General features: G+C 61.9%; 26 protein-coding genes. 15 read left to right on the top strand and 11 right to left on the bottom strand.

What is annotated here, in order from left to right:
* Together AC1DCM_RS14145 and glyA are read right to left on the bottom strand one after the other, a co-directional pair.
* The gene (locus AC1DCM_RS14145) at window positions 1-1221 is read right to left on the bottom strand and encodes a sarcosine oxidase subunit beta family protein (protein ID WP_477518717.1); all 1221 of its coding nucleotides are present in this window, start codon (window positions 1219-1221) and stop codon (window positions 1-3) included.
* Entirely contained in the window at window positions 1218-2606 is a 1389-nt protein-coding gene (glyA, locus tag AC1DCM_RS14150) for a serine hydroxymethyltransferase (protein ID WP_477518718.1), read from the bottom strand. The genes AC1DCM_RS14145 and glyA overlap by 4 nt, the downstream gene beginning before the upstream one ends.
* Window positions 2607-2757: 151 nt before the next feature.
* Between glyA and AC1DCM_RS14155 the strand changes: the two genes are divergently transcribed.
* The 4 genes from AC1DCM_RS14155 to AC1DCM_RS14170 all read left to right on the top strand — a co-directional run bounded on the left by AC1DCM_RS14155 (window position 2758) and on the right by AC1DCM_RS14170 (window position 7982).
* A complete protein-coding gene (locus AC1DCM_RS14155) occupies window positions 2758-3429 on the top strand; it encodes a GntR family transcriptional regulator (protein WP_442004517.1) in 672 nt (223 codons plus the stop codon).
* A gap of 1009 nt (window positions 3430-4438) precedes the next feature.
* Entirely contained in the window at window positions 4439-5806 is a 1368-nt protein-coding gene (locus AC1DCM_RS14160) for an MFS transporter (protein ID WP_477518719.1), read from the top strand.
* Window positions 5807-5835: 29 nt separating this feature from the next.
* On the top strand, window positions 5836-7092 hold the full coding sequence (locus AC1DCM_RS14165) for an aminopeptidase P family protein (protein WP_477518720.1): 1257 nt from the start codon (window positions 5836-5838) through the stop codon (window positions 7090-7092).
* Window positions 7093-7178: 86 nt separating this feature from the next.
* On the top strand, window positions 7179-7982 hold the full coding sequence (locus tag AC1DCM_RS14170; RefSeq protein ID WP_477518721.1) for an IclR family transcriptional regulator: 804 nt from the start codon (window positions 7179-7181) through the stop codon (window positions 7980-7982).
* Between the two features lie 155 nt (window positions 7983-8137).
* Here AC1DCM_RS14170 and AC1DCM_RS14175 read toward each other — a convergent pair whose 3' ends face one another.
* Window positions 8138-8617, bottom strand: a complete 480-nt coding sequence (locus tag AC1DCM_RS14175; protein WP_431117001.1) for a DUF4383 domain-containing protein — start codon at window positions 8615-8617, stop codon at window positions 8138-8140.
* Window positions 8618-8771: 154 nt separating this feature from the next.
* Here AC1DCM_RS14175 and AC1DCM_RS14180 point away from each other — a divergent pair, with 154 nt between their 5' ends.
* The 3 genes from AC1DCM_RS14180 (at window position 8772) to AC1DCM_RS14190 (ending at window position 10669) form a co-directional block, all read left to right on the top strand.
* Window positions 8772-9743, top strand: a complete 972-nt coding sequence (locus tag AC1DCM_RS14180) for a hypothetical protein (RefSeq protein ID WP_477518722.1) — start codon at window positions 8772-8774, stop codon at window positions 9741-9743.
* Between the two features lie 93 nt (window positions 9744-9836).
* Window positions 9837-10205, top strand: a complete 369-nt coding sequence (locus AC1DCM_RS14185) for an ArsR/SmtB family transcription factor (protein ID WP_477518776.1) — start codon at window positions 9837-9839, stop codon at window positions 10203-10205.
* Window positions 10202-10669 carry an SRPBCC family protein gene (locus tag AC1DCM_RS14190; protein ID WP_477518723.1) on the top strand — a complete coding sequence of 156 codons (468 nt, stop codon included), beginning with the start codon at window positions 10202-10204 and terminating at the stop codon, window positions 10667-10669. The genes AC1DCM_RS14185 and AC1DCM_RS14190 overlap by 4 nt, the downstream gene beginning before the upstream one ends.
* Here the strand turns inward: AC1DCM_RS14190 and AC1DCM_RS14195 are convergent.
* Window positions 10666-11307: a LysE family translocator gene (locus AC1DCM_RS14195; RefSeq protein WP_477518724.1), complete on the bottom strand. Its 642-nt coding sequence runs from the start codon at window positions 11305-11307 to the stop codon at window positions 10666-10668. The two genes, AC1DCM_RS14190 and AC1DCM_RS14195, sit on opposite strands and share 4 nt — an antisense overlap.
* Window positions 11308-11410: 103 nt before the next feature.
* Here AC1DCM_RS14195 and AC1DCM_RS14200 point away from each other — a divergent pair, with 103 nt between their 5' ends.
* Window positions 11411-11866, top strand: coding sequence for an Lrp/AsnC family transcriptional regulator (locus AC1DCM_RS14200; protein WP_477518725.1), 456 nt, complete (start codon window positions 11411-11413; stop codon window positions 11864-11866).
* Between the two features lie 19 nt (window positions 11867-11885).
* On the opposite strand, the gene AC1DCM_RS14205 is transcribed toward AC1DCM_RS14200, so the two are convergent.
* Entirely contained in the window at window positions 11886-12344 is a 459-nt protein-coding gene (locus AC1DCM_RS14205; protein WP_442018628.1) for an Lrp/AsnC family transcriptional regulator, read from the bottom strand.
* Window positions 12345-12682: 338 nt separating this feature from the next.
* On the opposite strand from AC1DCM_RS14205, the gene gluQRS reads away from it, so the two are divergent.
* Together gluQRS and AC1DCM_RS14215 are read left to right on the top strand one after the other, a co-directional pair.
* A complete protein-coding gene (gene gluQRS, locus AC1DCM_RS14210; RefSeq protein WP_477518726.1) occupies window positions 12683-13570 on the top strand; it encodes a tRNA glutamyl-Q(34) synthetase GluQRS in 888 nt (295 codons plus the stop codon).
* A gap of 24 nt (window positions 13571-13594) precedes the next feature.
* On the top strand, window positions 13595-14719 hold the full coding sequence (locus tag AC1DCM_RS14215) for a serine hydrolase domain-containing protein (RefSeq protein ID WP_477518727.1): 1125 nt from the start codon (window positions 13595-13597) through the stop codon (window positions 14717-14719).
* Window positions 14720-14921: 202 nt separating this feature from the next.
* On the opposite strand, the gene AC1DCM_RS14220 is transcribed toward AC1DCM_RS14215, so the two are convergent.
* Both AC1DCM_RS14220 and AC1DCM_RS14225 read right to left on the bottom strand, forming a co-directional pair.
* Window positions 14922-15584 carry a hypothetical protein gene (locus AC1DCM_RS14220; RefSeq protein ID WP_477518728.1) on the bottom strand — a complete coding sequence of 221 codons (663 nt, stop codon included), beginning with the start codon at window positions 15582-15584 and terminating at the stop codon, window positions 14922-14924.
* Window positions 15585-15747: 163 nt separating this feature from the next.
* Window positions 15748-16389, bottom strand: a complete 642-nt coding sequence (locus tag AC1DCM_RS14225) for a TetR/AcrR family transcriptional regulator (RefSeq protein WP_477518729.1) — start codon at window positions 16387-16389, stop codon at window positions 15748-15750.
* Between the two features lie 124 nt (window positions 16390-16513).
* Between AC1DCM_RS14225 and AC1DCM_RS14230 the strand changes: the two genes are divergently transcribed.
* Together AC1DCM_RS14230 and AC1DCM_RS14235 are read left to right on the top strand one after the other, a co-directional pair.
* A complete protein-coding gene (locus AC1DCM_RS14230) occupies window positions 16514-17302 on the top strand; it encodes an SDR family NAD(P)-dependent oxidoreductase (RefSeq protein WP_477518730.1) in 789 nt (262 codons plus the stop codon).
* 267 nt (window positions 17303-17569) lie between these two features.
* On the top strand, window positions 17570-18106 hold the full coding sequence (locus AC1DCM_RS14235) for an HD domain-containing protein (protein WP_477518731.1): 537 nt from the start codon (window positions 17570-17572) through the stop codon (window positions 18104-18106).
* A gap of 25 nt (window positions 18107-18131) precedes the next feature.
* On the opposite strand, the gene AC1DCM_RS14240 is transcribed toward AC1DCM_RS14235, so the two are convergent.
* The 4 genes from AC1DCM_RS14240 to AC1DCM_RS14255 form a co-directional block, all read right to left on the bottom strand.
* Window positions 18132-19337 carry a type II toxin-antitoxin system HipA family toxin gene (locus AC1DCM_RS14240; protein ID WP_477518732.1) on the bottom strand — a complete coding sequence of 402 codons (1206 nt, stop codon included), beginning with the start codon at window positions 19335-19337 and terminating at the stop codon, window positions 18132-18134.
* The gene (locus AC1DCM_RS14245) at window positions 19334-19588 is read right to left on the bottom strand and encodes a helix-turn-helix transcriptional regulator (RefSeq protein ID WP_477518733.1); all 255 of its coding nucleotides are present in this window, start codon (window positions 19586-19588) and stop codon (window positions 19334-19336) included. Before AC1DCM_RS14245 ends, AC1DCM_RS14240 begins: the two co-directional genes overlap by 4 nt.
* Window positions 19589-19712: 124 nt before the next feature.
* On the bottom strand, window positions 19713-20957 hold the full coding sequence (locus AC1DCM_RS14250) for a low temperature requirement protein A (protein ID WP_477518734.1): 1245 nt from the start codon (window positions 20955-20957) through the stop codon (window positions 19713-19715).
* Between the two features lie 132 nt (window positions 20958-21089).
* Entirely contained in the window at window positions 21090-22403 is a 1314-nt protein-coding gene (locus AC1DCM_RS14255; protein WP_442006812.1) for an ATP-binding protein, read from the bottom strand.
* 212 nt (window positions 22404-22615) lie between these two features.
* Here AC1DCM_RS14255 and AC1DCM_RS14260 point away from each other — a divergent pair, with 212 nt between their 5' ends.
* Genes AC1DCM_RS14260 through AC1DCM_RS14270 form a run of 3 tightly spaced genes read left to right on the top strand, consistent with a single transcriptional unit; the run spans window position 22616 to window position 26101 of the window.
* Window positions 22616-23773, top strand: coding sequence for an FG-GAP repeat domain-containing protein (locus AC1DCM_RS14260; RefSeq protein ID WP_477518735.1), 1158 nt, complete (start codon window positions 22616-22618; stop codon window positions 23771-23773).
* Complete coding sequence (locus tag AC1DCM_RS14265; protein WP_477518736.1) at window positions 23760-24920, top strand: FG-GAP repeat domain-containing protein; 1161 nt, start codon at window positions 23760-23762, stop codon at window positions 24918-24920. Before AC1DCM_RS14260 ends, AC1DCM_RS14265 begins: the two co-directional genes overlap by 14 nt.
* 29 nt (window positions 24921-24949) lie before the next feature.
* On the top strand, window positions 24950-26101 hold the full coding sequence (locus AC1DCM_RS14270) for an FG-GAP repeat domain-containing protein (protein ID WP_477518737.1): 1152 nt from the start codon (window positions 24950-24952) through the stop codon (window positions 26099-26101).
* Window positions 26102-26103: the final 2 nt, after the last annotated feature.

The following is a 26103-nucleotide window of genomic DNA, read 5'->3' on the forward strand; positions in this document are numbered from 1 at the left end:
CTAGTGGGCCACGGCTGCGGCGCCGTGTTCGTCGATCAGGGCGCCGGTCTCGAAGCGTTCCAGGGCGAAGGGCTTGTTGAGCTTGTGCGGGGCACCGGTTGCGATGGTGTGCGCGAAGGTCAGGCCAGCCGCAGGAGTGCCCTTGAAGCCACCCGTTCCCCAACCGCAGTTGACGAACATGTTCTCTACGGGGGTGAGGCCAACAATCGGCGAGGCGTCGAGAGTGGTGTCCACGATGCCGCCCCAGGTCCGGAGCACGTGTGCACGGGCGAAGATCGGGAAGAGCTCCACGGCGGCCGCCATCTGCTCCTCGATCACGTGGAACGATCCGCGCTGGCCGTAGCCGTTATAGGAGTCCACGCCAGCGCCCATCACCAGTTCACCCTTGTGTGCCTGGGACACATAAACGTGGACGTGGTTGGACATGACCACCGTGGGGTGGACCGGCTCGTGCAGTTCAGACACGAGCGCCTGGAGCGGGTGGGACTGGATGGGGAGGCGGAAGCCGGCCATCTCTGCGAGGACCGAGCTGTGACCGGCGGCGCAAAGGCCTACCTTTTCGGTGTTGATGGTGCCACGGCTTGTCTTGACGCCGGTAACCCGGTTTCCGTCCTTGATGAAGCCAGTGACTTCGCAGTTCTGGATGATATCCACGCCGAGTTCATCGCACTTGCGGGCGAAGGCCCAGGCCACGTGGTCGTGCTTGGCGATGCCGGCACGTGGCTGGTAGGTAGCGCCCATGACCGGATAACGGATGTTGTCGCTGGTGTTCAGGATGGGGCAAAGTTCCTTGACCTGGTCAGGGTCCAGCCACTCGGCGTCCACGCCATTGAGGCGGTTGGCACCCACGCGGCGCATGCTTTCGCGGACGTCGCCCAGGGTGTGGGCGAGGTTCATCACGCCCCGCTGGCTGAACAGGAAGTCGTACTCCAGCTCTTCCGGCAGGATTTCCCACAGTTTGAGCGCGTGCTCGTAAATCGCAGCACTCTCGTCCCAGAGGTAGTTGGACCGGATGATGGTGGTGTTGCGGGCCATGTTGCCACCGGCCAGCCAGCCCTTTTCGAGGATGGCGATGTTGGTCATGCCGTGGTTCTTGGCCAGGAAGTAGGCCGTTGCCAGGCCGTGCCCGCCGCCGCCAACAATAACGGCGTCGTAGCTCTTCTTTGGGTCCGGGTTGCGCCAGAGGAAGTCGGGGTGTTCGGGGAGGTGGTCCGCGCTCACTGGGCTGCTCCAATCATTTCTTCGAGTTCAGTTGCGGCGTCGTTGCCGTTACTGAGGTGTGGGTAAAGCGGGAATTTGTCCGCCAGTGCGGTTACGCGGCGGCGGAGTTCTACGGCGGTGGCTTCGTCCAGGGTGACGTCACCTTCGGTGCCGCTTGCCTCGGTGCCGCTTGCCTCGGTGCCGCTGTTCGCTGCGGCGATCAACGCCGTCGCAATGATGTCCGAGACTTCGGTGAAGTCCTCAGCGCCGAAGCCGCGGGCGGCGAGGGCGGGGGTACCGATGCGCAGGCCCGAGGAAACCATCGGCGGGCGGGGGTCGAAGGGGACGGCGTTGCGGTTGACCGTGATGCCGATGCGGTGCAGCGTGTCCTCGGCCTGCTGTCCGTTAAGGACGGAGTGGCGGAGATCGGCGAGCACCAGGTGGACGTCGGTCCCACCGCTGACCACGGAAATGCCAGCTGCGGCTACGTCGTCCTGGAGGAGGCGATCGGCCAGGATCTTGGAACCCTCGAGTACGCGGACCTGGCGTTCCTGGAACTCCGGCTCGGCAGCCATCTTGAAGGCCACAGCCTTTGCTGCGATAACGTGCTCCAGCGGACCACCCTGCTGTCCCGGGAAGACGGCGGAGTTAACCTTCTTGGCGATGTCGGCGTCGTTCGTCAGGATGACGCCACCGCGGGGACCGCCCAGGGTCTTGTGCGTGGTGCTGGTGACAATGTGGGCGTGCGGGACCGGGCTCGGGTGCAGTCCAGCTGCGACCAGGCCAGCGAAGTGAGCCATGTCCACCATCAAGTAGGCGCCCACCAGGTCCGCGATGCGGCGGAACTCCGCGAAGTCCAACTGGCGGGAGTAAGCGGACCAGCCAGCGACGATCAGTTGCGGCTTGCTCTCGAGGGCGAGGCGCTCAACTTCAGCCATGTCTACGGTGTGGGTGTCCTCGCGGACGCCGTACGGGACCACGTTGTAGAGCTTGCCGGAGAAGTTGATGCGCATACCGTGGGTCAGGTGGCCGCCGTGGGCCAAGTTCAGGCCCATGATGGTGTCGCCAGGGGTGATCAGTGCGTGCATGGCCGAGGCGTTTGCCTGGGCGCCGGAGTGGGGCTGGACGTTGGCGAACTCTGCGCCAAACAGGGACTTCAGGCGGTCGATGGCCAGCTGCTCGATCACATCAACGTGTTCGCAGCCGCCGTAGTAGCGCTTGCCCGGGTAACCCTCGGCGTACTTGTTGGTAAGGACCGAGCCCTGTGCTTCCATGACGGCCGTGGGGGCGAAGTTCTCAGAGGCGATCATTTCCAGCGTGGACTGCTGGCGGATGAGTTCCAGGGCGATCGCCTGATCGACCTCCGGGTCCGCCTGTGCGAGCGGGCGGATCAGCGGTTCAACCATGGTGTTCTCCTTCAAAAGCTTGTCTAGTGGCCGACTGTTAGGCAACTGATATATTAGAACTATTGCCATAGTATGTTGAAGATCACATGGTCGTCAACAGGACTGCGGTAACTCATCCAGCAGACTGAAGTACGAGCAACGGGAGAGAGCAATGAGCGCCGCATTGGAAGCACTGGAATCAACTCCGCAGGGTTCGTCCCTGGCGGAGAACGCCTATCTGCTTCTGCGCGACAGGCTCATCATGCTGGACATCAAACCCGGCGACCCCATCAACGATGGCCAGATTGCTGCAGAACTGGGCATCGGACGCACGCCCGTCCGCGAGGCCATTAAGCGTCTCGAAAGCGACCACCTGGTGGTCTCCTATCCGCGGCGTGGGACGTTCGCCACTGGAGTGGACATCACCCAGCTCGCTGAGGTCTCCGAGATCCGCGAGCTCCTGGAGCCACTCGCCTCCAGGAAGGCTGCCCGCATGGCCAGCCCTGCCATGCGTTCAGAGCTCCGCGCTGTCGCTGGTGCAATCCGTGACCTTGAAGGCCAGGACAACTCCTCCCAGGAACTCATGCGCTACGACATCCAGGTTCACCGCCTGATCTACAAGGCCTCGGCGAACGCACACCTGGAAGACGTCCTGATCCGGTATGACAACCTCGCCACCCGCATCTGGTGCTACATGCTGGAAAGGATGCCCTCCGTCTCAGGCCACATCTCCGAGCACGCGGAACTGCTGACCGCCATAGCCGACGGCGACGAAGATCGCGCCGCCGAGCTCGCCCTGCACCACGTGGTCAGCTTCGAAGAGACGATCCGCAAGGTCCTCTAGGGTCTCATCTGCTCGGCCTTGCTGCCTCCGGCGGCGGGGTCATCCTCTGCGCGCTCGCTCGTACCTCGCTTAGACGCGCGCTGCCGGATAACCCCGCCCCCTCCCGATGCTCTCTCACATCCTGCGGTCTTTTTGCGGTCGTTCTCTCACGTCCTGCCGTCTTCTGGCGGTCCTTCTCTCACGTCCTGCGGCGGCGGTTGAATAGCTGTCACGTGCTAAAGCCCGACGTCGGCACTCGCCTGGGGTGGCCGACGTCGGGCTTTCTTCGTGGAAGTGAGAGAACGTTCCGAAATAGGCTGCAGGATGTGAGAGAACATCTGCGGAAGGGTTGTGTGTGAGAGGTGATCAGTGGGGTCCTCCAGGTCTCCGCTCCTTCGTCGCTTAGACGCGCGTTGCCGGATTAACCCTGCCCCCCGATGCTCTCTCACGTCCTGCGCCGGCGGTTGAATAGCTGTCACGCGCTAAAGCCCGACGTCGGCACCCACCGCGGGTGCCCGGCGTCGGGCTTTCTTCGTGGAAGTGAGAGAACGTTCCGAAATAGGCAGCACGATGTGAGAGAACATCTGGGTCGCCGTCGATTAGACGCGCCCTGCCCGATACCCCCGCGCCCTGCCCGGTACCCCCCGACGGTCTCTCACGTCCTGCCGTTTTTTGGAGGACGTTCTCTCATGTCCTGCGGCGGCGGTTGAATAGCTGCTTCGCGCTAAAGCCCGACGTCGGTGCTCACCTGGGGTGCCCGGCGTCGGGCTTTCTTCGTGGAAGTGAGAGAACGTTCCGAAATAGGCCGCACAATGTGAGAGAACATCCGGGGGTTTGGGGCGGTTGATGCAACTCGGTCTTCCTGACTGCAACATCGATGAGATCTGGCTCTCCGTCGCTGGATACGTCTGGAGCGGCCCGGAGAGCCTTGAATGACTTTTGGAAACGCTCTTGACCGTGACGCGGCCCACACGTAGTCTGGTGCAACAGCGTTGCTTCTAATGCAACCCCAAATATTCTTGGTGGACACATGAGTAATGAACTTTCCTCTGTGGCAGCCGCGCCGGGAGATCGGTCCAATGACGGACACAGCACTTCTCCCAAGCCCGGCCCCAATCACACAGTCAGCAAGGACACGCGCCGACGCGTTGTCATTGCAAGCTTCATCGGCAACTTCGTGGAGTGGTTCGACTACGCCGTCTATGGTTACCTGGCCGGCATTATCTCGACCGTTTTCTTCCCGGAATCCGATCGTCAAACGGCCCTGCTCGCGACGTTCGGTGTCTTTGCAGTCAGCTTCTTCGTAAGACCGCTTGGCGGATTCATCTGGGGCCACATCGGAGACAGACTGGGCCGAAAGCAAGCGTTGTCGCTCTCCATCGTCCTGATGTCAGTGGCCACGTTCTGCATCGCCTTGATCCCCGGATACGCCACTATCGGCGTGATGGCCCCCATCCTGCTGCTGCTCGTAAGGGTGGTCCAGGGCTTCTCCGCTGCAGGGGAGTACGCCGGCGCGTCCGCCTTCCTGGTGGAGTATGCGCCGTCGAATCGCCGCGGACTCTACGCCGCCGTCGTGCCTGCCAGTACGGCAGCGGGTCTCCTGCTGGGCTCCTTGCTGGCCGCCCTGCTGAGTTCAGTCCTGACGCCGGAACAGCTGAACGAATGGGGTTGGCGTCTGCCGTTCCTGTTGGCTGCGCCCATGGGCTTGATCGGCAGGTACATCCGCACCAAGCTCGAGGACACGCCTGCGTTCCGTGAGCTGTCCGAGAAGGAGCCCGCAGTCAAGGCTCCCGCCCTGGCGATGTTCAAGACGTACCGTAAGCAACTCATCATCGCCACCGGCGCAGTGCTGCTGAACGCCGTCGGCTTCTATGTGATCCTCAGCTACATGCCCACATACCTGTCAGTGGAACTGGGCTTCGGAGCGGCGGAATCGTTCCTGGCTACCACGATCGCCCTGGCCAGTTACATCGGCTTCATCTTCCTGACCGGCATTGCGTCGGACAAGTTCGGCCGTAAACGGATGCTCATCACCGCGTCTGTCCTGTTCGTGGTGCTGACCGTCCCTGCGTTCATGCTCCTGGATACCCGCAACTTCCTGGTGATCGTGCTGGTCCAGATCCTGCTGGGCGGAATGCTCACCCTCAACGACGGCACGCTACCCAGCTTCCTGGCCGAACTCTTCCCGACGAAGGTCCGCTACACCGGCTTCGCTGTCAGTTTCAACCTCTCCAACGCGTTGTTCGGCGGCACCGCGCCGTTCATGGCAACGCTCCTTATCGGCATGACCCACAATCAGCTGGCCCCCGGCTGGTACCTCGTGGCTGCCGCCCTTGTTTCCCTCATCGCAGTCCTGTTCGCCGCCGAGACTTCCAAGAAGCCACTGCAGCAGGTCTGAAACCAACCAACCCATTGAAAGGAACCACCATGACCATCACCGAGAACGAGGCCATCAACGATGTGGCCAAGCTCGATCGACTCAAGGTCCTCAACAACGGCGAGAAAGTCCCCCTGACTTTCTCGGATGCAGAGTTTGAGCGTCGCCTGACCGGCCTTCGCAGCATCATGGCCGATAAGGACCTCGACGCCGTCATCCTCACCAGCTACCACTCCATCAAGTACTACTCCGATTTCCTCTTCACCTATTTCGGCCGCTCCTACGGCATGGTGGTCACCAAGGATGACACTGTCACCATTACGGCAAATATCGACGCCGGTATGCCTTGGCGCAGCAGCTACGGCGACAACCTGGTGTACACGGACTGGCGCCGGGACAACTACATCCACGCTATCCAGGAAGTCCTGCGCACCCGCGGCATCAACCCGCGCCGCATCGGCGTCGAAGATGACTCCCTGCCGCTGGACAACCGCAACAAGATCCAGGCCGCATTCTCGGGAGCCACGCTGGTGGATGTTGCCCAGGCTGCGATGCGTCAGCGCATGATCAAGTCGGACGAGGAAATTGCAGTCATCAAGCACGGCGCCCGCATCGGCGATCTTGGCGGAGAGGCCATCCGCAGCGCGATCACCGCTGGAATCACTGAGTACGAGGTCGCCTTGATCGGCACCGAGGCCATGGTCCACGAGATCGCCCGCACCTTCCCGGACTCTGAAATCCGCGACACGTGGGTCTGGTTCCAGTCCGGAATCAACACCGACGGCGCGCACAACTGGGCAACCACCCGCAAGATCCAGGAACACGACATCCTGTCCCTGAACTGCTTCCCGATGACCAGCGGTTACTACACGGCTCTGGAACGCACCCTGTTCTACGGCGAACCGGACGCGCGCTCCTTGGAACTGTGGAACATCAACGTGGAGGTTCACAAGCGCGGCCTGGAACTCATCAAGCCCGGCGCAGTCTGCAAGGACATCGCCGCCGAGCTCAACGAGATCTACGTCGGTCACGGGCTCCTGGCGAATCGCACGTTCGGCTATGGCCACTCGTTCGGCGTCTTGAGTCACTACTACGGACGCGAAGCAGGCCTTGAACTGCGCGAAGACATCGACACCGTGCTGGAACCGGGCATGGTGGTTTCCATGGAACCGATGATCACAGTCCTGGACGGCCAACCAGGTGCCGGCGGCTACCGCGAGCACGACATCCTCGTGGTGGGCGAAGACGGTGCGGAGAACATCACCAAGTTCCCGTTCGGCCCTGAGTACAACATCATCGGAGCCTAGGTGACCGGGCCGGTGGGCGCAGTGCACGGCGTCCACCGGCCAAGCCCGGTCACTGTCCGCAAGCCTCAGCCAAATATAGTGAACCCATGACTCCCACGGAATCCAACGACGTTTCAGGCAACGGCGAAGCCAAAGGTACCTCGGTCATTGTCAACGCCATCGCGGTCCTGCGGAGTTTCAGTGCAGAAGAGCCGCTATTGGGGGTCACTGAAATCGCAGGGCGCATTGGCCTGCACAAGAGCACAGTTTCCCGCATCCTGGCGACCTTGGAGCAAGAGCATTTGGTGGAGCGCGACGTCGATTCGCGCAGGTTCCGCTTGGGGTTGGGAATGATCGCCATGGCGGGCCCACTCCTGGCGGAACTCGAAGAGCGGCGCGTGGCGTATCCGGTACTACGGGAACTGACCGAGCGCACGGGGGAGACCAGCGCGCTCATGGTCTGGAACGGCACCGAATCCATGAGTGTGGAGCAGATCCCCAGCCGGCACCAGGTCAAGCACCTGGCCCCTTTGGGAGTCCGTTACAACGAGGCACTCAGCTCATCCGTTCAGGTCTTCCTTGCCGCGGAGGACAAGGACCGCGTCCGGAATCTACTCCGGAGCGGTGCGGTCACTCTTCCTGGCCTCGATGAGGAAGCCATGGAGGCGTACTTGCAGCGGCTGGAGGATTCCACGAAACGCCGCTGGGCAGTGAACTTTGGCGAGACGTCAATCGAAGAAGTGGGCGTGGCCTCGCCCGTCTACGACCACAGGGGAAACATTGTGGCGGCCGTGCTCATCCCCGCACCAAAGTTCCGGGTCTCGCAGGACACGCTGACCAGTCTCGGCGAAGCTTGTGCCGACGCCGCGGCCAAGGTCACCACACGCCTTGGTGGCCGCGCCCCACGCTGAGCTGCAGGATCACCGAGATGGCACTTAAGACCAATCGCAGGCCCAAACATTGGGGTCAAATGCCAACTCGGCGCGGAATGGCGAGACAAAAATAACGGCGACCGTCCCCACTAAGGGGCCGACCGCCGTCGTTCGTTGAGCCGACGTCCGCGACGTTACATCCTCCGCCGTGCCGTCGTTGTCTCGTCCATGGCATCCCTGCCCAGCCAAGCACCCAGACCGATCATGGCCACGCCAAGAACAAAGTGCAGCCAGTTGTCAGCGGTGTTGAACGGAACAAAGTTGGCGCCCGTTTCCTGGTTGATGATTAGGCCGTAGATCCAAAGAACGAGATATACGGCGCCGCCACCAATGAGGAAGAGGCGAGCCATGCGTCCTGTCCTGGCCATGGCCAAACCGGCCACGCCAAACAGCAGGTGGACGATGTTGTGGAGAATGGATACTTGGAACACTCCAAGCAGCATGGCGCCGGATTCATGTCCCGCGAAGGTCATGGCGCCGTAATTGGTGGTGATACCCGGGATAAAGCCCAGGACGCCTACCAGCAGAAAAACAATGCCAACGCCCATGGCGGTGTTGTGAAGCGACAACCCCATCGCATGATGGTGTTCGGTGGGGTGCGAAGCGGTGGTCATGAAGTCCTCCCTTTCACGCTGTTACACGGCTCTTCTCATGGAGAACCGTCCCGCGGCAAGGGGTGTCGGAAAACCTTGCCGACGCCGCCATAATACTCCTGAAATGCCTCCGATAGCAGGGGAATGGCCACTTGGTGCCAGTTAGCATGGGTTCATGAGCCAGGCTCCCAACGGCGACTTCCAATCGGTCTTCCATGACACTCGGGATCTCACTCCCTTCCGCGAAGGATATGTGCGCACAACGGTCCGCGGGTTGGCTGATGGCGTGGGTGAAGTGCTGTCCGGCGTCCTGAGTGGCCGGGATCCTGCCCGCCTTTCTGTGCTTGGCGATGTCCCCCGGTTGAAGCGCTTGTCCACCAAGCAGGCCAAGGCAATGCATGAGGCAGTTTTCACCTCTACTGAGCCTGAGCGGCTTATCTCCCTGGGCCGCCTCTACCCTGGGTGGGCAGGCTTGTGCTACGTGATGGCGGGACTGTTGGCGTACAAACACGGCGGCTATCTGCGGGCGTCGGAATTGCTGCGGCGCGGCTTAACAACAAGGATCGACGACGACGCGAGCCAGTTCTCGGCTCTCTACCTTGGGCAGGTGGTCACCAGGGTTGAGGTGGCCGAACGCATTGAAGTCCCGGTTTTGTTCAGTGAGGAGTCCGTGTTCCTCGCACTGGCGCATTGCCTTCGGGAGATGGGAATGATCGAGGCGGCGTTGGAAGCAGTGGTGGGTTTGCCGCCGTCGTTGCCTTCAGCCCTGGCACGCTGCACCGCGGCGTTTACGCTCGGCCGGCACCGCGACGTGGTGATGTGCACGGAGGGTTTGTTGAATACGGATGACCTCTCGGCAGCCTTGCTTCTGATCCGGGCTCGATCGCAGCGGGCGCGTGGCGACTTTGAATCGGCCCAGTCAGCGCTGAAAGAGGTCCTTCGCCGGAGGAAGACCAGCCTGGCTCTGCGCAATGATGCCATCACGGACCGCGCCCTTCTTGCGTTGGACCAGGGCCGACGGACGCTGACTCCCCGTTCCAAGCGACCCGCCCCGCCGGCAGAGCTGGAGACCCTGGAAGTGATCCGCAAGGATGCAGAGATGCGTCGTTTGTGGGAGAACGACTTCAGGGAGCTCAGCGGGGAATAGGGCATTGTGCAGGCACCGATGCAAGCGTAATCTTGTAATCAACCAAGTGATTGATAAAGCATTTGGTTGACAAAGGAAAGGTCGCGCAGGGTTATGGATCCCGATGCTTTGGACAAGGCGTTCATGGCCCTTGCTGATCCCGTCAGACGGGGAATCGTTGCCCGGCTGGCACGGGGAGAGGCAACGGTCAATGAACTGGCAGAGCCCTTCGCGATCACCAAGCAGGCCGTTTCAAAACACATCCAAGTCCTGGAGCATGCAGGGTTGGTGACCCGCTCCCGCGACGCCCAACGCAGGCCAGTGCACCTGGACGCAGCCGCCCTCGAAGAGCTGACGGCATGGATAGACCAATATCGACTGATCGCCGAGCGTCGCTACCGGCTACTCGACGAGCTCCTGATCGAATCCGGCCCCGGGGTCCCCCAGGGGTCACAACAAAAAGAAGAAGAGGAATTGAAATGAGCAATCCAACGGCGATTACTGCTGATGACGGCGTTCCGTTCGTAGATACCGTCCGCGAATTCGATGCACCGGTCAGCGCAGTGTTCAAGGCGCACGTGGACCCCGATCTCCTGGCCAAGTGGCTGGGTCCGCGGGACGCGAGACTGAACGTCACCGAATACAACGCCACCACCGGCGGCAGCTGGCACTACGAAAGTGGCCACGAGGACGCAATGTATGGATTCCGTGGGGTCTTCCACACAGTAGACACCGACGAGCTGATCATCATGACCTTCGAATTCGACGGCGCACCGAGCCAGGTGGGCATCAGCACCACCAGGTTCGAGGAAATCGACGGGCGCACCAGAATCGTCGTCCGCGAGGTCTACCCTTCAGTGGAAGCGCGTGACATGGCGCTTGCCACAGGCATGAATCATGGCGTAGTCGAAGGCTACGAGCGACTTGACGAGGTTCTTGCCGCTTAGCCCCGCACCACGACAGGAAGGATTTGCTCTGTCAACAGCACTGCTCCCAGCCCAACCATGATGATCCCGCTGGCCAGCGTCACCACGCGCGCGGCGCCCGGACGTGAAGCGAGCAGCTTCCGTGAAGTCAACGCCACCCCGGTGTACACCAGGCCGGCGAGGATCACGAACGTTAGCCCCAGCAACCCGGATTGAACAGCGACAGGAAGCGCAGCCTCAGAGCTGACGAACTGAGGTACCAGAGCCACAAAGAACAGCAGGCCTTTGGGGTTGATCCCGCTGGTGCCCATGCCTTGGAAGAACGTACGGAGCTGGTTTCCGGACTGCACGACGGCGCCTTCCGCACTAAAGCTTGCCCCTCGCCATGAGCGGATGGTCACGAAGCCGAGCCACAACAGGTAGGCGGCGCCGGCAATCGTGAGCCAGCCAAGCAGGCCCGGAACTCCCGCCAACAAGGCTGCCAGTCCTGCCGTCATCAGCACGGTGTGAATCACATAGCCGCTGCACAATCCCGCGACAGCAGGCACGAAGCTGCGCTGACGAAGTCCGGCCGAAATCGAATACGCCCAATCCACGCCGGGTGTGCAGGCCAACGAGACTGCGACGAGCATGAAGGCGAGGAACAGCTGTGGGTTCACGATCTCTCCAGGAATGTAGTGGGTAGGAAAACTCTAGGGAAAATCGCCCGATAAGTGTTCCCTGATTTATCCCTGAAACCGGCTATTTGGGTAAGATCATTGCGTGATTGACCACATTGATAGAAGTATTTTGCGCCACCTCCAGGAAGATGGTCGAATGACCGCTACTGCCTTGGCATCGAAGGTGGGATTGACGGTGGCGCCGTGCCATCGAAGACTCCGGGATCTGGAGTCTTCAGGGGTAATCCGGGGCTATCGCGCGGACGTCGATCCAGCTGCCGTAGGACTCGGATTCGAGGCAATCGTATTCGTCACCCTTCGACAGGTGGAGCGCACCATCATGGCGGAGTTCGAGGAACGTGTGACCGCAAGCCCGAACATCGTTGAGGCGCAGCGGCTGTTCGGCTCTCCCGACTATTTGTTGAAGGTCATCGCGGCTGACCTACCTGCCTATCAGCGCTTCTATGACGACGAACTGGCAGCCCTGCCGGCGGTCGAACGTCTCACTTCCACGTTGGTGATGAAGAACCTGAAGACCAACATAGGGCCGCCGGTCTGAGGACTATTCCTTCCAGGGACTATTCCTTGAGCAGCCCGGTAGTCCGGTAGGGAATCACTTCGCGTAGGAACATGCTAGTGGACGTACGCACGATTCCCGGGCACAGTCTGATTTCCTCGGAGACCCGGTAGAGGTCATCCGGGCTCTTGGCTACCACCCTGATGATGAGGTCGGTATCGCCGGCAGGGGCGTGGCATTCGAGCACCTCAGGGATCTCCCGGAGCGCGGCGATGGCTTCATTGAGGTGGCTTTGGTCGAGTTCGGCGCTCACAGCAGCGGCCACACCTCGCCCAAGTGCCGAGGGCAGCACGCGGCTGCTGTTGGGGCGCAATGCTCCCGACGCCGTCATCCGCTCCAGGCGCGACTGGACCGTGCCGCGAGCCAGGTGCAGTTTCTGGGCAAGGACCATGATGGGAACGCGGGGATCCTCATCAAGTGCGGCGATGATCCTGCGGTCCGTCGTGTCGAGTTCCTGCAAAATGACCACTTCCTGTCTGCAATTTCAACTCTGATTAGTCAGATCGACCACTCAATGCCACGTCTGTTGCACCAACTGTATGCGTACTGCTGAAATGGTGACAACGAAGCAGGGCGAGGCTACCGCCGGATCCCGCAGGCAGCAGGCACCTGGAACACCACCCGGACCCCTGTACAGGTTTCCCGCAAGGAAGCAGCCGCTGATTGACTCTTGTTCACAGCATTGTCATTCTGCACCCGCCCGTCCTGACGGGCAGCACAGCAAGAGCCCCTGAGCCACCGGATCGTTGCGGTAGCTGAGGGGCTCTTGTGTTGTGTGCCGACGCATAGGCTTGGACCATGACGTCTGCAGGCCGCTTCGCCCCGAGCCCTTCCGGGGAACTGCATGTAGGCAATCTCCGTACGGCGATCCTCGCGTGGCTCTTCGCCAAATACACTGGGCGCGACTTCCTGCTGCGCGTTGAGGACCTGGACCGGGCGCGGTCCGGCGCAGAAGCGGAGCAGCTCCGCGACCTGAAGGCCGTCGGCGTCAGTTGGGACGCCGCCGTCGTACGTCAGACTGAACGCGGAGCGCTGTATGAGGAAGCGATCGGCCGCCTGGCTGCCGAGGGCCGCACTTACGAGTGCTTCTGTACCCGCCGCGAAATCCAGGAAGCGCCCTCGGCCCCGCACTCTCCACAAGGCGCCTATCCGGGTACGTGCCGCAGGCTGTCCGAGGCCGAGCGCGAGATCCGCCGGACGTCGCGTCCGGCATCGATCCGCCTCCGATCGGAGGTCGCCGAGTGGGCTGTTGAGGACCAGTTGCACGGCCGCTACGTGGGTGCGGTGGACGACTTTGTGCTGCGTCGCAACGACGGCGTCACGGCCTACAACCTGGCAGTTGTAGTAGACGATGCCGCCCAGGGAATCGACCAGGTGGTCCGCGGTGACGACCTCCTTCCGTCCACTCCTCGGCAGGCGTACTTGGCCACCCTGTTGGGCTTGCCAGTCCCGGAATATGCCCACGTTCCGCTGGTGGTAAACCACGACGGCGTGAGGCTGGCAAAGCGGGACGGTGCAGTGACGCTGGGTGACCTCGCCGCCGTCGGAGTTTCAGCGGAGCGGGTCCGGGACCTCCTCCTTGAGTCGTTGGGATTACCGGCTGGTTCCTTGCACGATGCCGTGCCTGAATTCGACCCCCGAAGGCTGCCGAGGGAGCCGTGGGTGTGGAAAACCCCGAGAGGTTGAGTGCGGGCCAAGTAGGCTGTCTGGATGCATTCACAGGTGATCGCCCCAGGTTTCGAGTCCGTAGCCGAGCTGTTCGGTAGGTTCCTCGAACGAGACCCTGGGTATTCTGCCCAAGTGGCGGCGTACCATCGGGGCGTCAAAGTGCTGGATCTCAGCGGCGGGCCTCACATCCGTCCTGAGTCAGTCACGGGTGTTTTCTCGTGCTCCAAGGGCATGGCAGGCCTTGTCATAGCTCTGCTGGTTCAAGACGGCGAACTGGATCTCGACGCGGAAGTGGTCAAATATTGGCCGGAGTTCGGTGCCGAAGGAAAGGCCTCCATCACTGTTTCCCAACTCCTTTCGCACCAGGCCGGACTGTTGGGCGTCGAGGGAGGCGTGAGCCTTGAGGAAGTCAACAATTCCGAACTCGCGGCCGCGAAGCTCGCCAAACTTCCCCCGCTGTGGAAGCCGGGTGCGGCGTTCGGTTATCACGCCCTGACGATCGGCATTTTCATGGAGGAGCTGTGCCGGCGAGTCACGGGTTCCACGGTCCAGGAGATCTTCGAACATCGCATCCGATCCGTGACGGGTGCCCACTTCTACCTTGGCCTACCGGATGCTGAGGAAGAACGCTTCGCGCCTTTCCGCTGGGCGGCAGATCCCACGTGGCCCTGGGTGGACCCCGCCAGCCATTTCGGCTTGTCGGCCAATGCTGCAGAGGGCGACATCCTGGACCTTCCGAACATCCGCGAGGTCCGCGCCGCCGGTATGAGCTCGGTAGCGGGCGTTTCCAGCGCTGAGGGCATGGCCAGAATCTACGCTGCAGCGGCGACGGGGTTAGCGGCCGTCGGCCAGGCCGCCGTCGCACCCCTCCTGACGGAGGAGACCATCCGCAGGGTTTCCGCTGAGCAGGTGTTTGGGATCGATCGCGTCTTCGGCGAGACCGGCTGCTTTGGCACGGTTTTCATGAAGTCGCACAGCCGGATGCCGTTCGGCAGCTACCGCGCGTTCGGGCACGACGGCGCCAGCGCGTCTTTGGGGTTCGCGGACCCGGCGTATGAACTTGGCTTTGGATACGTTCCGCAACAGGCCGAGCCCGGAGGAATTGGTTGCCGCAACCTCCTGCTCAGTTCAGCCGTGCGGGAGGCGATAGCAGGGCTCTCGGCGTAGTCACGCAGTTGCCCTTTTGGCCACTTTGGCTGCCGGTCAGGAACCAAGGTCTGGCTGTCGTAGGTGGTCACCCGAATACCCGCCGTCACCAGCATGCCAGGGGTGCGGGTCCCTCGAACCTCGCCAAGGCAGCTGCATACGGAGGCGCTGTTCGTCCGGGGAGTTGGCCGGCCCGATGCTGCGGATTGAGGAAAACGGAGGGCTAGGGGCGCTCTTGGAGAATAGTGCTCGCTGTTTCTATGTCTCGAACCCACCCGGAGGTTTCGGTGCATCTCATGTCCACAAGCTCAATGACGCGCTGCAGGTCGTCTCCGAGGTTGCGGCTGAAGATCGGTTCATGGTGTGCGATGCGGTTACGTAGTAGGCGGATGGCTTCCAAGTCACCATAGATTCGCCCCCGCAGTGAAGCGGCCGTCGATAGGGAAGTGTGCGGGAACAGTGACAGAATCGCCGGTTCCCATATGCGCTCGTCATGGCGTGCAGTAAACATCTTCTGCCAAAAAACGAACTTGAGCTCAGCGATGACTTTCCCTGTAGTGGGTTCGTTGTTCCTGGTCGCCACGAGGTCTCGCCGTGGGCTGTAGCCGCGGTTCTGAGATGTACCCGGAAGACTCCCTTCGAACGTACTGTTCCATGGCCAGTCCGGACCGTAAACGGCGGTCAAGACTTCCGAAACAGCATTACGAACGGTAACTTCCGCGAAATGAGCGGGAAGCATCAACGCCGCCGACGCACGGGCGTTCCATCCGTAAAGGTCCAAAGCCACCTTCATGTCTCCTGACGCGGCCTGTAGATAGGTGGACATACGAGGTCCGGAGAGGGACGCGTGTATCGCGGTCTGGGTGGCTGGCTTTGCATAAGACACGTATTGATCCTAGGCTTGGTAATACGAGTCGCGTGCTTCGTGGGCTTAGGCCTCCTCTCGCGGACAAAAGATTAGTGGAAAAGAGCCCGCCTTCCGGCGGGCTCTTTTTCATTTCCTGGCCTTCGGATGGACTCAGCCGCTCTCCATTGGAGTTTGGAGCGGCTCACCCAGTCCTGGGGCGGGTGAGGGGTGTCTTTGAGAGCTGCGCGGCTGGAACTCCGGCGGCCATGCCGGCCCACAAGGTGTCCGTGGTGGCAGCAACAACGTCCTCAATGCTGTTGCCGTCCAACTGCTTGCCTGCCGCAAGGAGCGCGGCGCCGTGCAAGCTCACGAAGCACACCATGGCCAGGGTTTCCGTGTCGCCCGGAGCCAACGCTCCACCATCCTGTGCCTCTGCAATGAGGGAGCGCGCCACATGGATCCCTTGCTCGCCGATGTTCCGCAACTCAGTGCTGGACCCTGGGTGATGCTTGGTGGAGTACATGACGGTCAAGAGTGCCGGGTGGGAGACCGCGAAGTCCACGTAGGCGTTGGCCACGCTGGCAAAGCGCTGATGAAGGTCATCTCCGGCATGGGCAGCCGCGAGTATGCGCTGGTTCATCAGCTCAAAGCCAGCCAACGCCAAGGCGTCGATGAGGGCTTGCTTGTCGCGGAAATGTTTGGCCGGCGCACCGTGGCTGACATTAAGGTCCCGGGCCAATTGCCTCAGGGAGAGTCCGTCGACGCCGGCTTGCTCAATGGTTTCCATAGCGCGCTCCAGTAGCGCCTCGCGCAGCTTGCCATGGTGGTAGGGCTGGTCCGTCATAACTCATAGTCTAGCTGAGAAGTAGTCATTGACAACAATGTAGACACTGCCTACGATGTTGGCATTGACTACTTCGAGTCGAGCCGGTTAAATCCAAAGCCGGCGTTTACAGATTGGAACCGCCATGACCATGACCTATTCGGGTACTACTGCATTGATCACAGGCGCCAGCTCCGGGCTTGGCGCCGAATTCGCAAGCCGCTTTGCCGCCCGGGGCTCCAACCTTGTCTTGGTGGCCCGCCGCGCAGATCGCCTTGAAGAACTGGCCGCGAAATTGCGGGCCGAGCACGGCATAGCCGTCACCGTGCTTCCCATGGACTTGGGCCGTCCTGGTGTTGGCAAGGAACTCGTGGACGAAATGATCAAGCGCGGAATCACCGTGGACACCCTCATCAACAATGCAGGCTTCGGAACCCGCGCCGCCTTGGTGGAGGAAGACCCGGAGGTCATCGCTTCCGAGATCGCACTCAATGTGGCTGCCTTGGTGGACATCACCCGGGCCTTCATGCCGGGCATGCTCTCCTCGGGCAAGGGTGCGCTGGTGAATGTCGCCAGCACCGCCGCGTTCCAGCCGATCCCTGGCATGGCGGTCTACGGGGCCACCAAGGCATTCGTCCTCAGCTTCACCGAGGCCGTTGCCCACGAGGCCAAGAGCTCGGGACTGCGTGTGCTTGCCCTCTGCCCGGGCGCCACCCGCACCGAGTTTTTCGATGTCCTCGGCAGCGAATCCGCGGCAGTCGGGCGGATGCAAACCTCAGCGCAGGTTGTGCAAACAGCGCTCAAAGCGCTGGACCGTCCCGCAACGCCGGCAAGTGTTGTGTCTGGCTGGGCTAACCGGATCGCCGCCGGTCTTGCACAGCGAGTGCCGAGGGCGCTCGCTGTGGGCATCGCCGCCCGCGCTGTTCAGGAGTAGTTCCAGGAGGAGTAGTGCCCGGCAGTAGGGCAGGAGTAGTTCCAGGAGGAGTAGTGCCCGGCAGTAGGGCAGGAGTAGTTCCAGGAGGAGTAGTGCCCGGCAGTAGGGCAGGAGTAGTTCCAGGAGGAGTAGTGCCCGGCAGTAGGGCAGGAGTAGTCCCTGTTCAGGAGTGGTGCTGTACCCGAGTAGGTGCTGCGCGGGACTTTGCGGCTAGCCTGAAGAAAGGTCCGATCCCTGTTCGGGGCCTACATCAATCCGGAGGCCAGCATGACCGAACCACGCTTCACCGTTGAGACCGCGAAGATACTCGCCGAGGTGGCCCACAACCGCCAAAAGGACAAGCTCAAGCGTCCTTATCGGGAGCATGTCCTGGCGGTGGGGGACGCGCTCGCCGACTTTGACGAGGACATCCAGATTGCGGGCTACCTTCACGACATCGCCGAGGACACTCCCATCACGCGGCAAGCCCTGTTGGATATGGGAGTCTCCGAGCGTGCCCTTGCCATCATCGAACGCGTCACGCGCCGCTTCCACGACGACCCCGACGATTATGAAGCAGGGATCCGATTTGTGGCCGAGGATCACGACGCCACCTTGGTCAAAATCGCCGATAATGCCCACAATTCCTTGCCGGAACGCGTACAGGCGCTGGCGGAGAAATGGCCCGACAAGCCGCCCATGACCCGCTACGCCGACGCCCGACCGGTGCTCTACACGGCCGTGCCGCGGGAAGAAGTGGAGTTGATCCTGCAGAGGGTAAACCCGTATCTACTTCCGGAGCTCAATGACATCGTTCCTGACTAAGCCTGCCCTGAGTAGCCACGACGGGTCAGCCCTCCAGCAGGCGCCGACGATGCTTGAGCTCCTTGGTCCATTCCCTGGTTTGCCTCGCCCCGAACGGTGAGGCGCCGCCGTCGAGGTCGCTGATCAAGGAGCCAGTTGCCTTGAGTGCGATGTCCACTGAATGCTGGGCCGCCCGTTCAGTCAGCCCAAGCTTCGCCGCCCAGGCGAGGAAGTGCTTGCGTGAGATGCCGGTCTTCTTCCCGCCGACGGCCAAAGCCAGCGTCTTGTCGCCGTAGACCACTGTGGAGGGAATGTCGTAGACCGGGGCGACGGTGAATTCGCGGACGCCAAGAACTCCAGGCGCCTCCACCATGGAAACGTTCTTGGCATGCAGGTCCCCGTTCCCCGTCAGCCAGGCAAACGCGAGTTGGATGACCAGATTGCGCACTGCTGGAAGGCGTGCAGGGCAATGCCCGGCCAGCGCTGAACAGACTTCGCTGAACGGAACGCTGTATTTGTCCGCCGGGTACAGCCCCAGGATCTGGGCGCCGTCCTCCACAGCCAGACGCAGAGGGGAGCCGTCGGGGGCGGTGACCCGGTCAAAACGCTCCACCAGAAGGCCCGCCCGGCCGCCGACGTCGTGCACCAACTGCACGTTGCTCACCGGAATCCGCAGCCGTCGCGCATAACGGAACATCAGGAACTCGTTTTCCACCACCGATGGGAACTCCGGAGCGTTGAGCTTAAGGATGTAGCGCTTGCCCGCCTGCGCCACGGGGAGTGAAATCATTCCGGCAGATAACTTGTCCTGCACACCCGCCAACGCTACGGGATCGATCAATCCGGAATCGCCCAGCAACGCATCAAAGTCCAGCGGCAGTTTTGAGTCAAGCACGACGGCGGTGCCCCCTTCCGCCAGAGCCTCGCCGTGGGGGACCGTCTGGACATCGCCCACTGCATCGCCACCCGCCGCCATGAGGAGGGCGAGTTCGTCGTCCGCGCTTGCCTTGACGCTGCGTCGCAGCGAGTTGAGTCGCCGGCCCTCAGGCAGCAGTCCGGTGAAGTAGGGCGGTACTGCACCGCTGGGTGTGAAAACAGGCTCGGTACTCACGGGGAGCGTCGTTGCCACGGCGGGTAGGCCGGCGTCGAGGTAGCGCGGGAGGTAGGTGAACTTGGTGCCGCCCTCGTGCCGCTCGAGGCGCGCCGCGAGGATGCCCTGTTTGTAGACGTCGGCGATGCGGTGGAAGGTCATGGTGCTGTCTCAGAAGGTGTCTCAGAAGCGGTAGGCCTGCCGGCTTGGCGGAGGGAAAGTTCCAGGCCGAGGGTGTCGAGCATGGCCAAAAGGGGCTCAAGCTGGACTGTGCTCTTGCCTGTTTCCACGAATCGGACGAACCGCTCCGAGACACCTGCGAGGTCGGCGAGGTCCTGTTGGCTCAGGCTCAACGAGGCACGGCGGGCTCGCACTTCAGAACCCAAAGTTGCCATAAGGTTGGTGGCTGCCACGCGGTCCTCCCTTGGTAGGAATCGGTACGAACGTGCCGATTCCTTAGTTTATACCCCTATACAAAGCCAAATCAAGGGCATTTATCATGAGAACCGGCACGAACGTACCGGGTTTCATGGGCATCTAACCGGCCGCCGCCTCCAGTCGACGCAACGCTGCTGCCCGGCCCTTGTGTCCCTGGCGTTCATCGAAAACGATCGAGAGGCCGAGCACCACCATCATTTCCAGCATGCACACAGGCACGGATGCGCCCGCGGCCGCCATGGYGATACTCGCGGCGAGGCCAAGCACTACCGAGGTAGTGCCCCAAAGGTGGCTGCGCTCCAGCCCAAGCATGATGCCGTAAAGGGTGCTGAGCGAGACCTTGAACAGGATGACCGGGATGGCGATCGAGGCAACTGCGGCGGCCGCCGGGATGTGGGCTTCATCATCAATGAAGTAGGCGGCAACGTGAAGTCCGGCGCCGGTGGCGGCGATGGCTGCGAAAAGGGGAAGGTGCCCGTATCCGAATATCCATGAGCGGTGCCGTTGCACGTGGAGGGCCGGGCCCGAGGGCAGGATGAAGTAAATCCACCACAGGGCAAAGGCCAGCCCTGTCCCGCTCAAACCAACCAGCGCAGCATCCAACGTCCAGCCGTGGAGGGCAACGATCGCGCGCAGCGTTTCAATCGCGCCGATCAAACATTCGCCCAACGCAATGATGGCCAGGAGCCCGTAGCGTTCTGCGATGTGATGGGCGTGCCACGGGGTGCGGATGTTCCGTTCCGCGAAGTACGGCGCCGCCATCTCCAGGATGAACAACGGGGCTGCCATGAGGAAGGTGGTGGCCACGCTCGCATCGATCAAAAGGACCCCCACCCAGCCGACTTGCACCACTGCAACGTACTTTGCATACCGCAAGCACGTTTCACGGCGTGCTGGGTCCTGGCGGGCAGCGCGCAGCCACTGGAAGATCAGGGCCACGCGCATGATGATGTAGCCCAGCACCATGGCCACGTTGTCCACGTGTTTGCCTTCGATGATCGAGTGGAACATCGGCTCTATGCCCATGGCCAGGATGAGCACTCCCACCATTTGGACCATGGTTACGACGCGGAACACCCAGTCGTCGGTGTCGTAGGCGCTGGCGAACCACGTGAAGTTGATCCACGCCCAGATAGTTGCGAACATGGCGAACGCGAATGCCAGGAGCCCCGGCCAGAAATGTGCCTCCGCCACAGCATGGGCGAATTGGCTACCGGCGACGCCGAAGGCAATGACAAACGTCAGGTCGAAGAACAGCTCCAGCGGAGTGGCTGTGCGGTGCTTTTCGTGCGGATCGCGGCCGCCCATGCGGGACAGCGCATGGCGCAGGGGATTTGTGGACATGGGTCAAAGATTACCCGTGCACCTGTTCCCGCGCCGAGATCGCCGGAGAACGTCCGAGTTCGCCGTAGCTCCGGCGATCTCGCCGCGCTGAGGCGATCTCGCAGCGTTCCGGTGGTCTCGCGGATGAAACCCCTACACGCGTCCCAGCACATCGATGTCTTCGAGGAACTCCTGGTACACCTCGTCGCTCACCGTCGTGCGGGTATCGGCGATGGCGTCGAGGTAGTCCTGTGTGACCGGGCCCTTCCGTCCGTTCGACGAAACGGTGGACGACGCCCCCGAAGTAGCGGCGTCGTCGTACACGGCTTTTTCCAAGGCGCGCTGGGAGGCACTGCGTGCCGCAAACTCGATGTCCGCCGGCGAGAAGCCCTGGGTGCGTTCCACCAACTGGGCAATGTCGACGTCGTCCACCACGGTGGCAGGGATGAACCGCTGCCACATTGCCTCGCGGGCGTGGACGTCCGGCAGGCCGATGGGGATGACGTAATCGAACCGGCCGTGGCGCAGGAAGGCGGTGTCCAAGGCGCGGATGAAGTTGGTGGCGCAGACCAGGAGGCGGCCGGGCTGTTCGCGGAATGCCGGGATGATCTTGAGGAGCTCGTTGGTGACGCCCTGCAACGGCGACGGCGGATCGCCCGCCCGCTGCGAGGCAATCTCTTCCACTTCGTCGATGAACACCACGGCGTGTTCCAGCTCGGCGATTTCCAGGAACGTCTCCCGCAGAGCCCCGGCGAGGCCCTTGGGATCAGACGCCAGACGCGACGGGAACACCTCCACGAAAGGCCACTCGAGCCGAGACGCGATGGCCTTGGCGAAGGTTGTCTTGCCGGTGCCCGGAGGACCGAAAAGCACGACGGCGCGGGGCGGCACCACGCCGTACTCGTCGGCGAGGTCGGCCTCAGCCAGCGGGAGAACCAGACGGCGTTCCAACAGTTCCTTCTCGCGCTTCATGCCCGCCACGTTTTCCCACAGGTCCCGGGCCAGGATCCGGCCACCCAGAAGGCTCAGTGGCTCCAGCTCCTGGCGTTGTACAGGGATGGTCCGTTCGAAGTAGCGCAGGTTCTTCTTCACCACAAAGCCGCGGCCCAGGAAGGCTTCCACGCGTGTCTCGGTTTCCGGCATGAGCGCGGACAGCTTGTTGAGGCCGTGCGGAGCCATGCGGTTCTCGACGGCGGACAGCAGCGAAGTGCCGATGCCCCTGCCGCGGAACTCCGTCAGCGTGGCAAGGAAAACGACCCAGCCTTGGTCATGGGCCGCACGTCCAACGGCGGCGCCAACTACTTGGTCGCCCTGGACCGCCACAACTGCATGGTCCTTTTCGCACGAGGCAAGGACCTCGGAGAGTGCGTACACGGGCTCTACACCATCGGCCTTGAGTGACTCCCAGAGGTGCAGGATGCCGTCAAGATCGGACGAATGGAAGTCCCTGATGCGCCAGTTGGTCATGGGGTTGCTCCTGCGTGTGCTTGGTGGATCGCCGTTGATTCCTTGGAGTTGAGCATAGGGGAAGCGTCCGCCCTGGGACGTTGCAGGCCCGTTGCGTTACGCAGCCAAGACCCGACGGCGGCCTGTCGCCACCGCGTTTCGTCCCGGCGTCGTTTCCCGCACCTAAGATAAGCGCAACACCTAGCTGGGCCACGCCGTAAAGAGGGGGATCCGTGGGTTTGTTTTCCAGGAGGGCGACCGCCGGTGGCAGCATCGCGGGGATGCTGTGTGCGCTGCTGATCGGCACAACGTTTGCTCCGGCCGCGGAAGCTGTCGACGCCGATGACCTCGCTATTTCGGGGCCCGGAGTGGTGGGCAGCGCCCTTTCCGTGATGGGCGCCTACGAATACTTCCTTTCCTGCGATCCAAGTGAACAACCAAGCTATTCCATCCAGTGGTTAAGGAACGGACAGCCGGTGACAACGAGCCCGACGTATGCGCCTGTTTACTACGATCTGGACATTGAGGACGTCGGAAGCCGGATATCAGCAATTGTTACAGGGGCCAGTGCATGCAACCCGGCGCGCATTGTGGTGGAGGACCCGCAGGTCATCAGGGCGCAGCCAATGCGGGCGGAAGGCTTCACCGGCCGAGGTGTGTTTGAGTTGGTGGGACGACGGCCCGATGGCGTTCTCATGATGTATCTGGGGAAGCAAGGCGCCCAAGGTTGGACGCAAGTGCTTCGCGTCGGTGCTGGCTGGTCTGGGTACGCACGTATCATCGCCCCCGGTGACTTCACGAGCGACGGCGTTGGTGACCTTCTGGGCACCAACAATTCAGGGACGCTATTCGCCTTCGGCGGAACCGGCGACGGCGGCTTTGCCACCACGTACCCTTACGAGATCGGCTGGGGTTGGAATGCCATTGACAAGATTGTTGGTCCCGGGGATTTCGACGGCGATGGTACCAATGATCTTCTTGGCGCCGACGCCAATGGCGACCTGTACCTCTACTCCCAGCACAAAGACAGCGGGTGGAATCCTCGCTTGAAGGTCGGCCAGGGATGGCATGTCATGGATCTGATTTTCGCGCCGGGTGACTTTGACGGTGATGGCAACGTCGATGTCATGGCCAAGGACAAAGAAGGCCGGCTGTTCCTGTATGGCGGCAACGGTCTTGGCGGATGGGCCAGCGCCCGACAGATCGGCCAAGGCTGGAACGCCTTGTCCAACATTGGAAGCGTTGGTGATTTCAACCGCGATAGCTTCAACGACATCCACGGCGTTAATGCCGCTGGCGACCTTGTGATGTACTACGGCAACGGCCTAGGTGGTTGGAAAGGCGTCGAAACCGTCGGTTGGGGATGGGGTGGTTTCAATGGGCTTTACTAAGAGGCTGCGGCGGGCGGGTGCTTCAGGGTTGCTGGCGCTGCTGTTCTCGGCTTCGGCCGTGCTGCCAAGCGCCACAGCGGTGGACGCTGCCGATGTCAGGGTAACCGGGTACACCATCATGGGCTCAACGCTGACAGTAGAAGCCGCACACACCTACTTTGAAGGCTGCAGCGGTTCTAGTTGGAAACCGAACCACAACATTCAGTGGTTGAGGGATGGCGTGCCGCTTCCCGGTGCCAGCTGGTATAGCTATCGACTCACACCTGCCGATCTGGGAAGCCATATTTCGGCAGTAGTCACAGCCTCGCCCGTGAATTGCGCAGGTCAGACACTCACCACGCCACCCTCCGACGCCATCCGGAAGGAACCCGCGCGGGCAGAGGGCTTCACGGGCCGGGGCGCCTTCGAACTCATGGCCCGCAGGCATGACGGCACCCTGATGTTGTACCTCGGCCGCGACAGTTCAAAGGGGTGGAAGGAAGTGCGGCAAGTAGGTCCGGGGTGGGCTGGCTTCACCAAAATCATCGCTCCTGGGGATGTGGGCAGCGACGGCGTCAACGACCTCCTGACCGCCGACCGTGCCGGGCGAATGTACCAATTCAACGGAACGGGTGACGGCGGATTCCATACCTATATGGACCCGGGCATTGACTACGGTTACGGGCCAGGCTGGGACGCTTTCGACAAAGTGGTGGGCCCTGGCGACTTCAACGGTGATGGACTCAACGATCTCCTTGCCAGTGAGTCCAATGGCGATCTGTATCTTTTTCCCTCAGGCTTTGACCGGGTTATCAAGCCCGGCGTTCAAGTCGGCCATGGCTGGGACGTTATGGACCTGCTGATCGGACCGGGCGACTGGGACGGCGACGGCAACGTGGACGTCCTGGCCAAGGACAAGTCGGGCCGGCTCTACCTGTATGGCGGGAATGGCCGTGGCGGGTGGGCCGTCCCAAGCCAGATCGGGCAGGGGTGGAACGCGTTGACGATGGTTGGCAGTGCGGGTGACTTCAATCGGGATGGTTTCAATGATGTCCATGGGGTGAACGCTGCCGGTGATTTGTTGATGTACTACGGCGACGGGCGTGGCGGCTGGAAAGGCGTTGAGGCCGTGGGTTGGGGCTGGAATATTTTCAACGGGCTCTACTGATTCAAGGCCCACTGAGGGGGAGGGCGGCCATGTCACCAAAGAACTCGATCATCAAAAGCATTGCGGCGCTGTTGTTCGGTCCGGCGCTCGTTGTTTCGAGCTTCGTTTCCCCAGCCCACGCTGCGGATGCGTCCGGCGTGAAGATCTCCGGTGCACCTATTGTCGGCTCGGCGCTGTTCGTTCAGGGTGCCCAGGACTACTTTTTGGGCTACGGAGGGGATGGGGATCCTGGCTACTCCGTCCAATGGCTCCGGGACGGCCAACCCGTAGACGGGAACCCGCTCTACAACCAGAATCTCTACGTCCTGGAGAAAGACGACATCGGCGGGCGAATCTCGGCAATAGTCAAGGCTTCGCCCGGCAAGTGCCCCGGCCAGGAACTGGTCACGGAAGCAACACCGGCCGTAGCGCAGGGACCGGTGCGCGCGGCTGGCTTCACCGGCCGTGGGGTTTTTGAGCTGGTTGGCCGTACCCATGGCGGCGCACTCATGCTCTACCTCGGTAAGGACAACGTCAAAGGGTGGAAGGAATCCCGCTATGTAGGTCCGGGGTGGGGCTTTTTCACCAAGATCATTGCCACGGGCGACGTGACCCACGACGGTATCGCTGACCTCATGGTCGAGAACACCTCGGGGACGCTCTACCGGTTCCCGGGAACGGGCGACGGAGGGTTCCATACGCTGTACCCGCAAGCCACCTGGGAGTGGCAGCCGACGGTTCTTGCGGTTGGACCAGGGGACTTCGACGGGGACGGAATGAACGATCTCCTCAGCGCAGAGACGAACGGCGACCTTTACATCACCCCGTCCAAGCCCTTCGGCAGCTGGAATCCGCGCGTGAAAGTCGGCCAAGGCTGGGACGTCATGGACCTGCTCATCGGGCCTGGTGACTGGGATGGAGACGGCAACGTGGACGTCCTGGCGAAAGACAAAGCCGGACGCCTGTATCTGTATGGCGGCGACGGCCGCGGCGGCTGGACCACCGCTCGGCAGATCGGGCAGGGCTGGAACGCCTTGACGATGATCGGCAGTGCTGGCGACTTCAACCGGGACGGTTTCAACGATGTCCACGGCGTGAACGCCGCTGGCGATCTGGTGATGTACTACGGCGATGGCCGCGGGGGCTGGAAGGGTGTTGAGACTGTCGGTTGGGGCTGGAACATTTTCAACGGGCTCTACTGAAA

The sequence above is a fragment of the Paenarthrobacter sp. 10N417 genome (genome assembly GCF_056394745.1).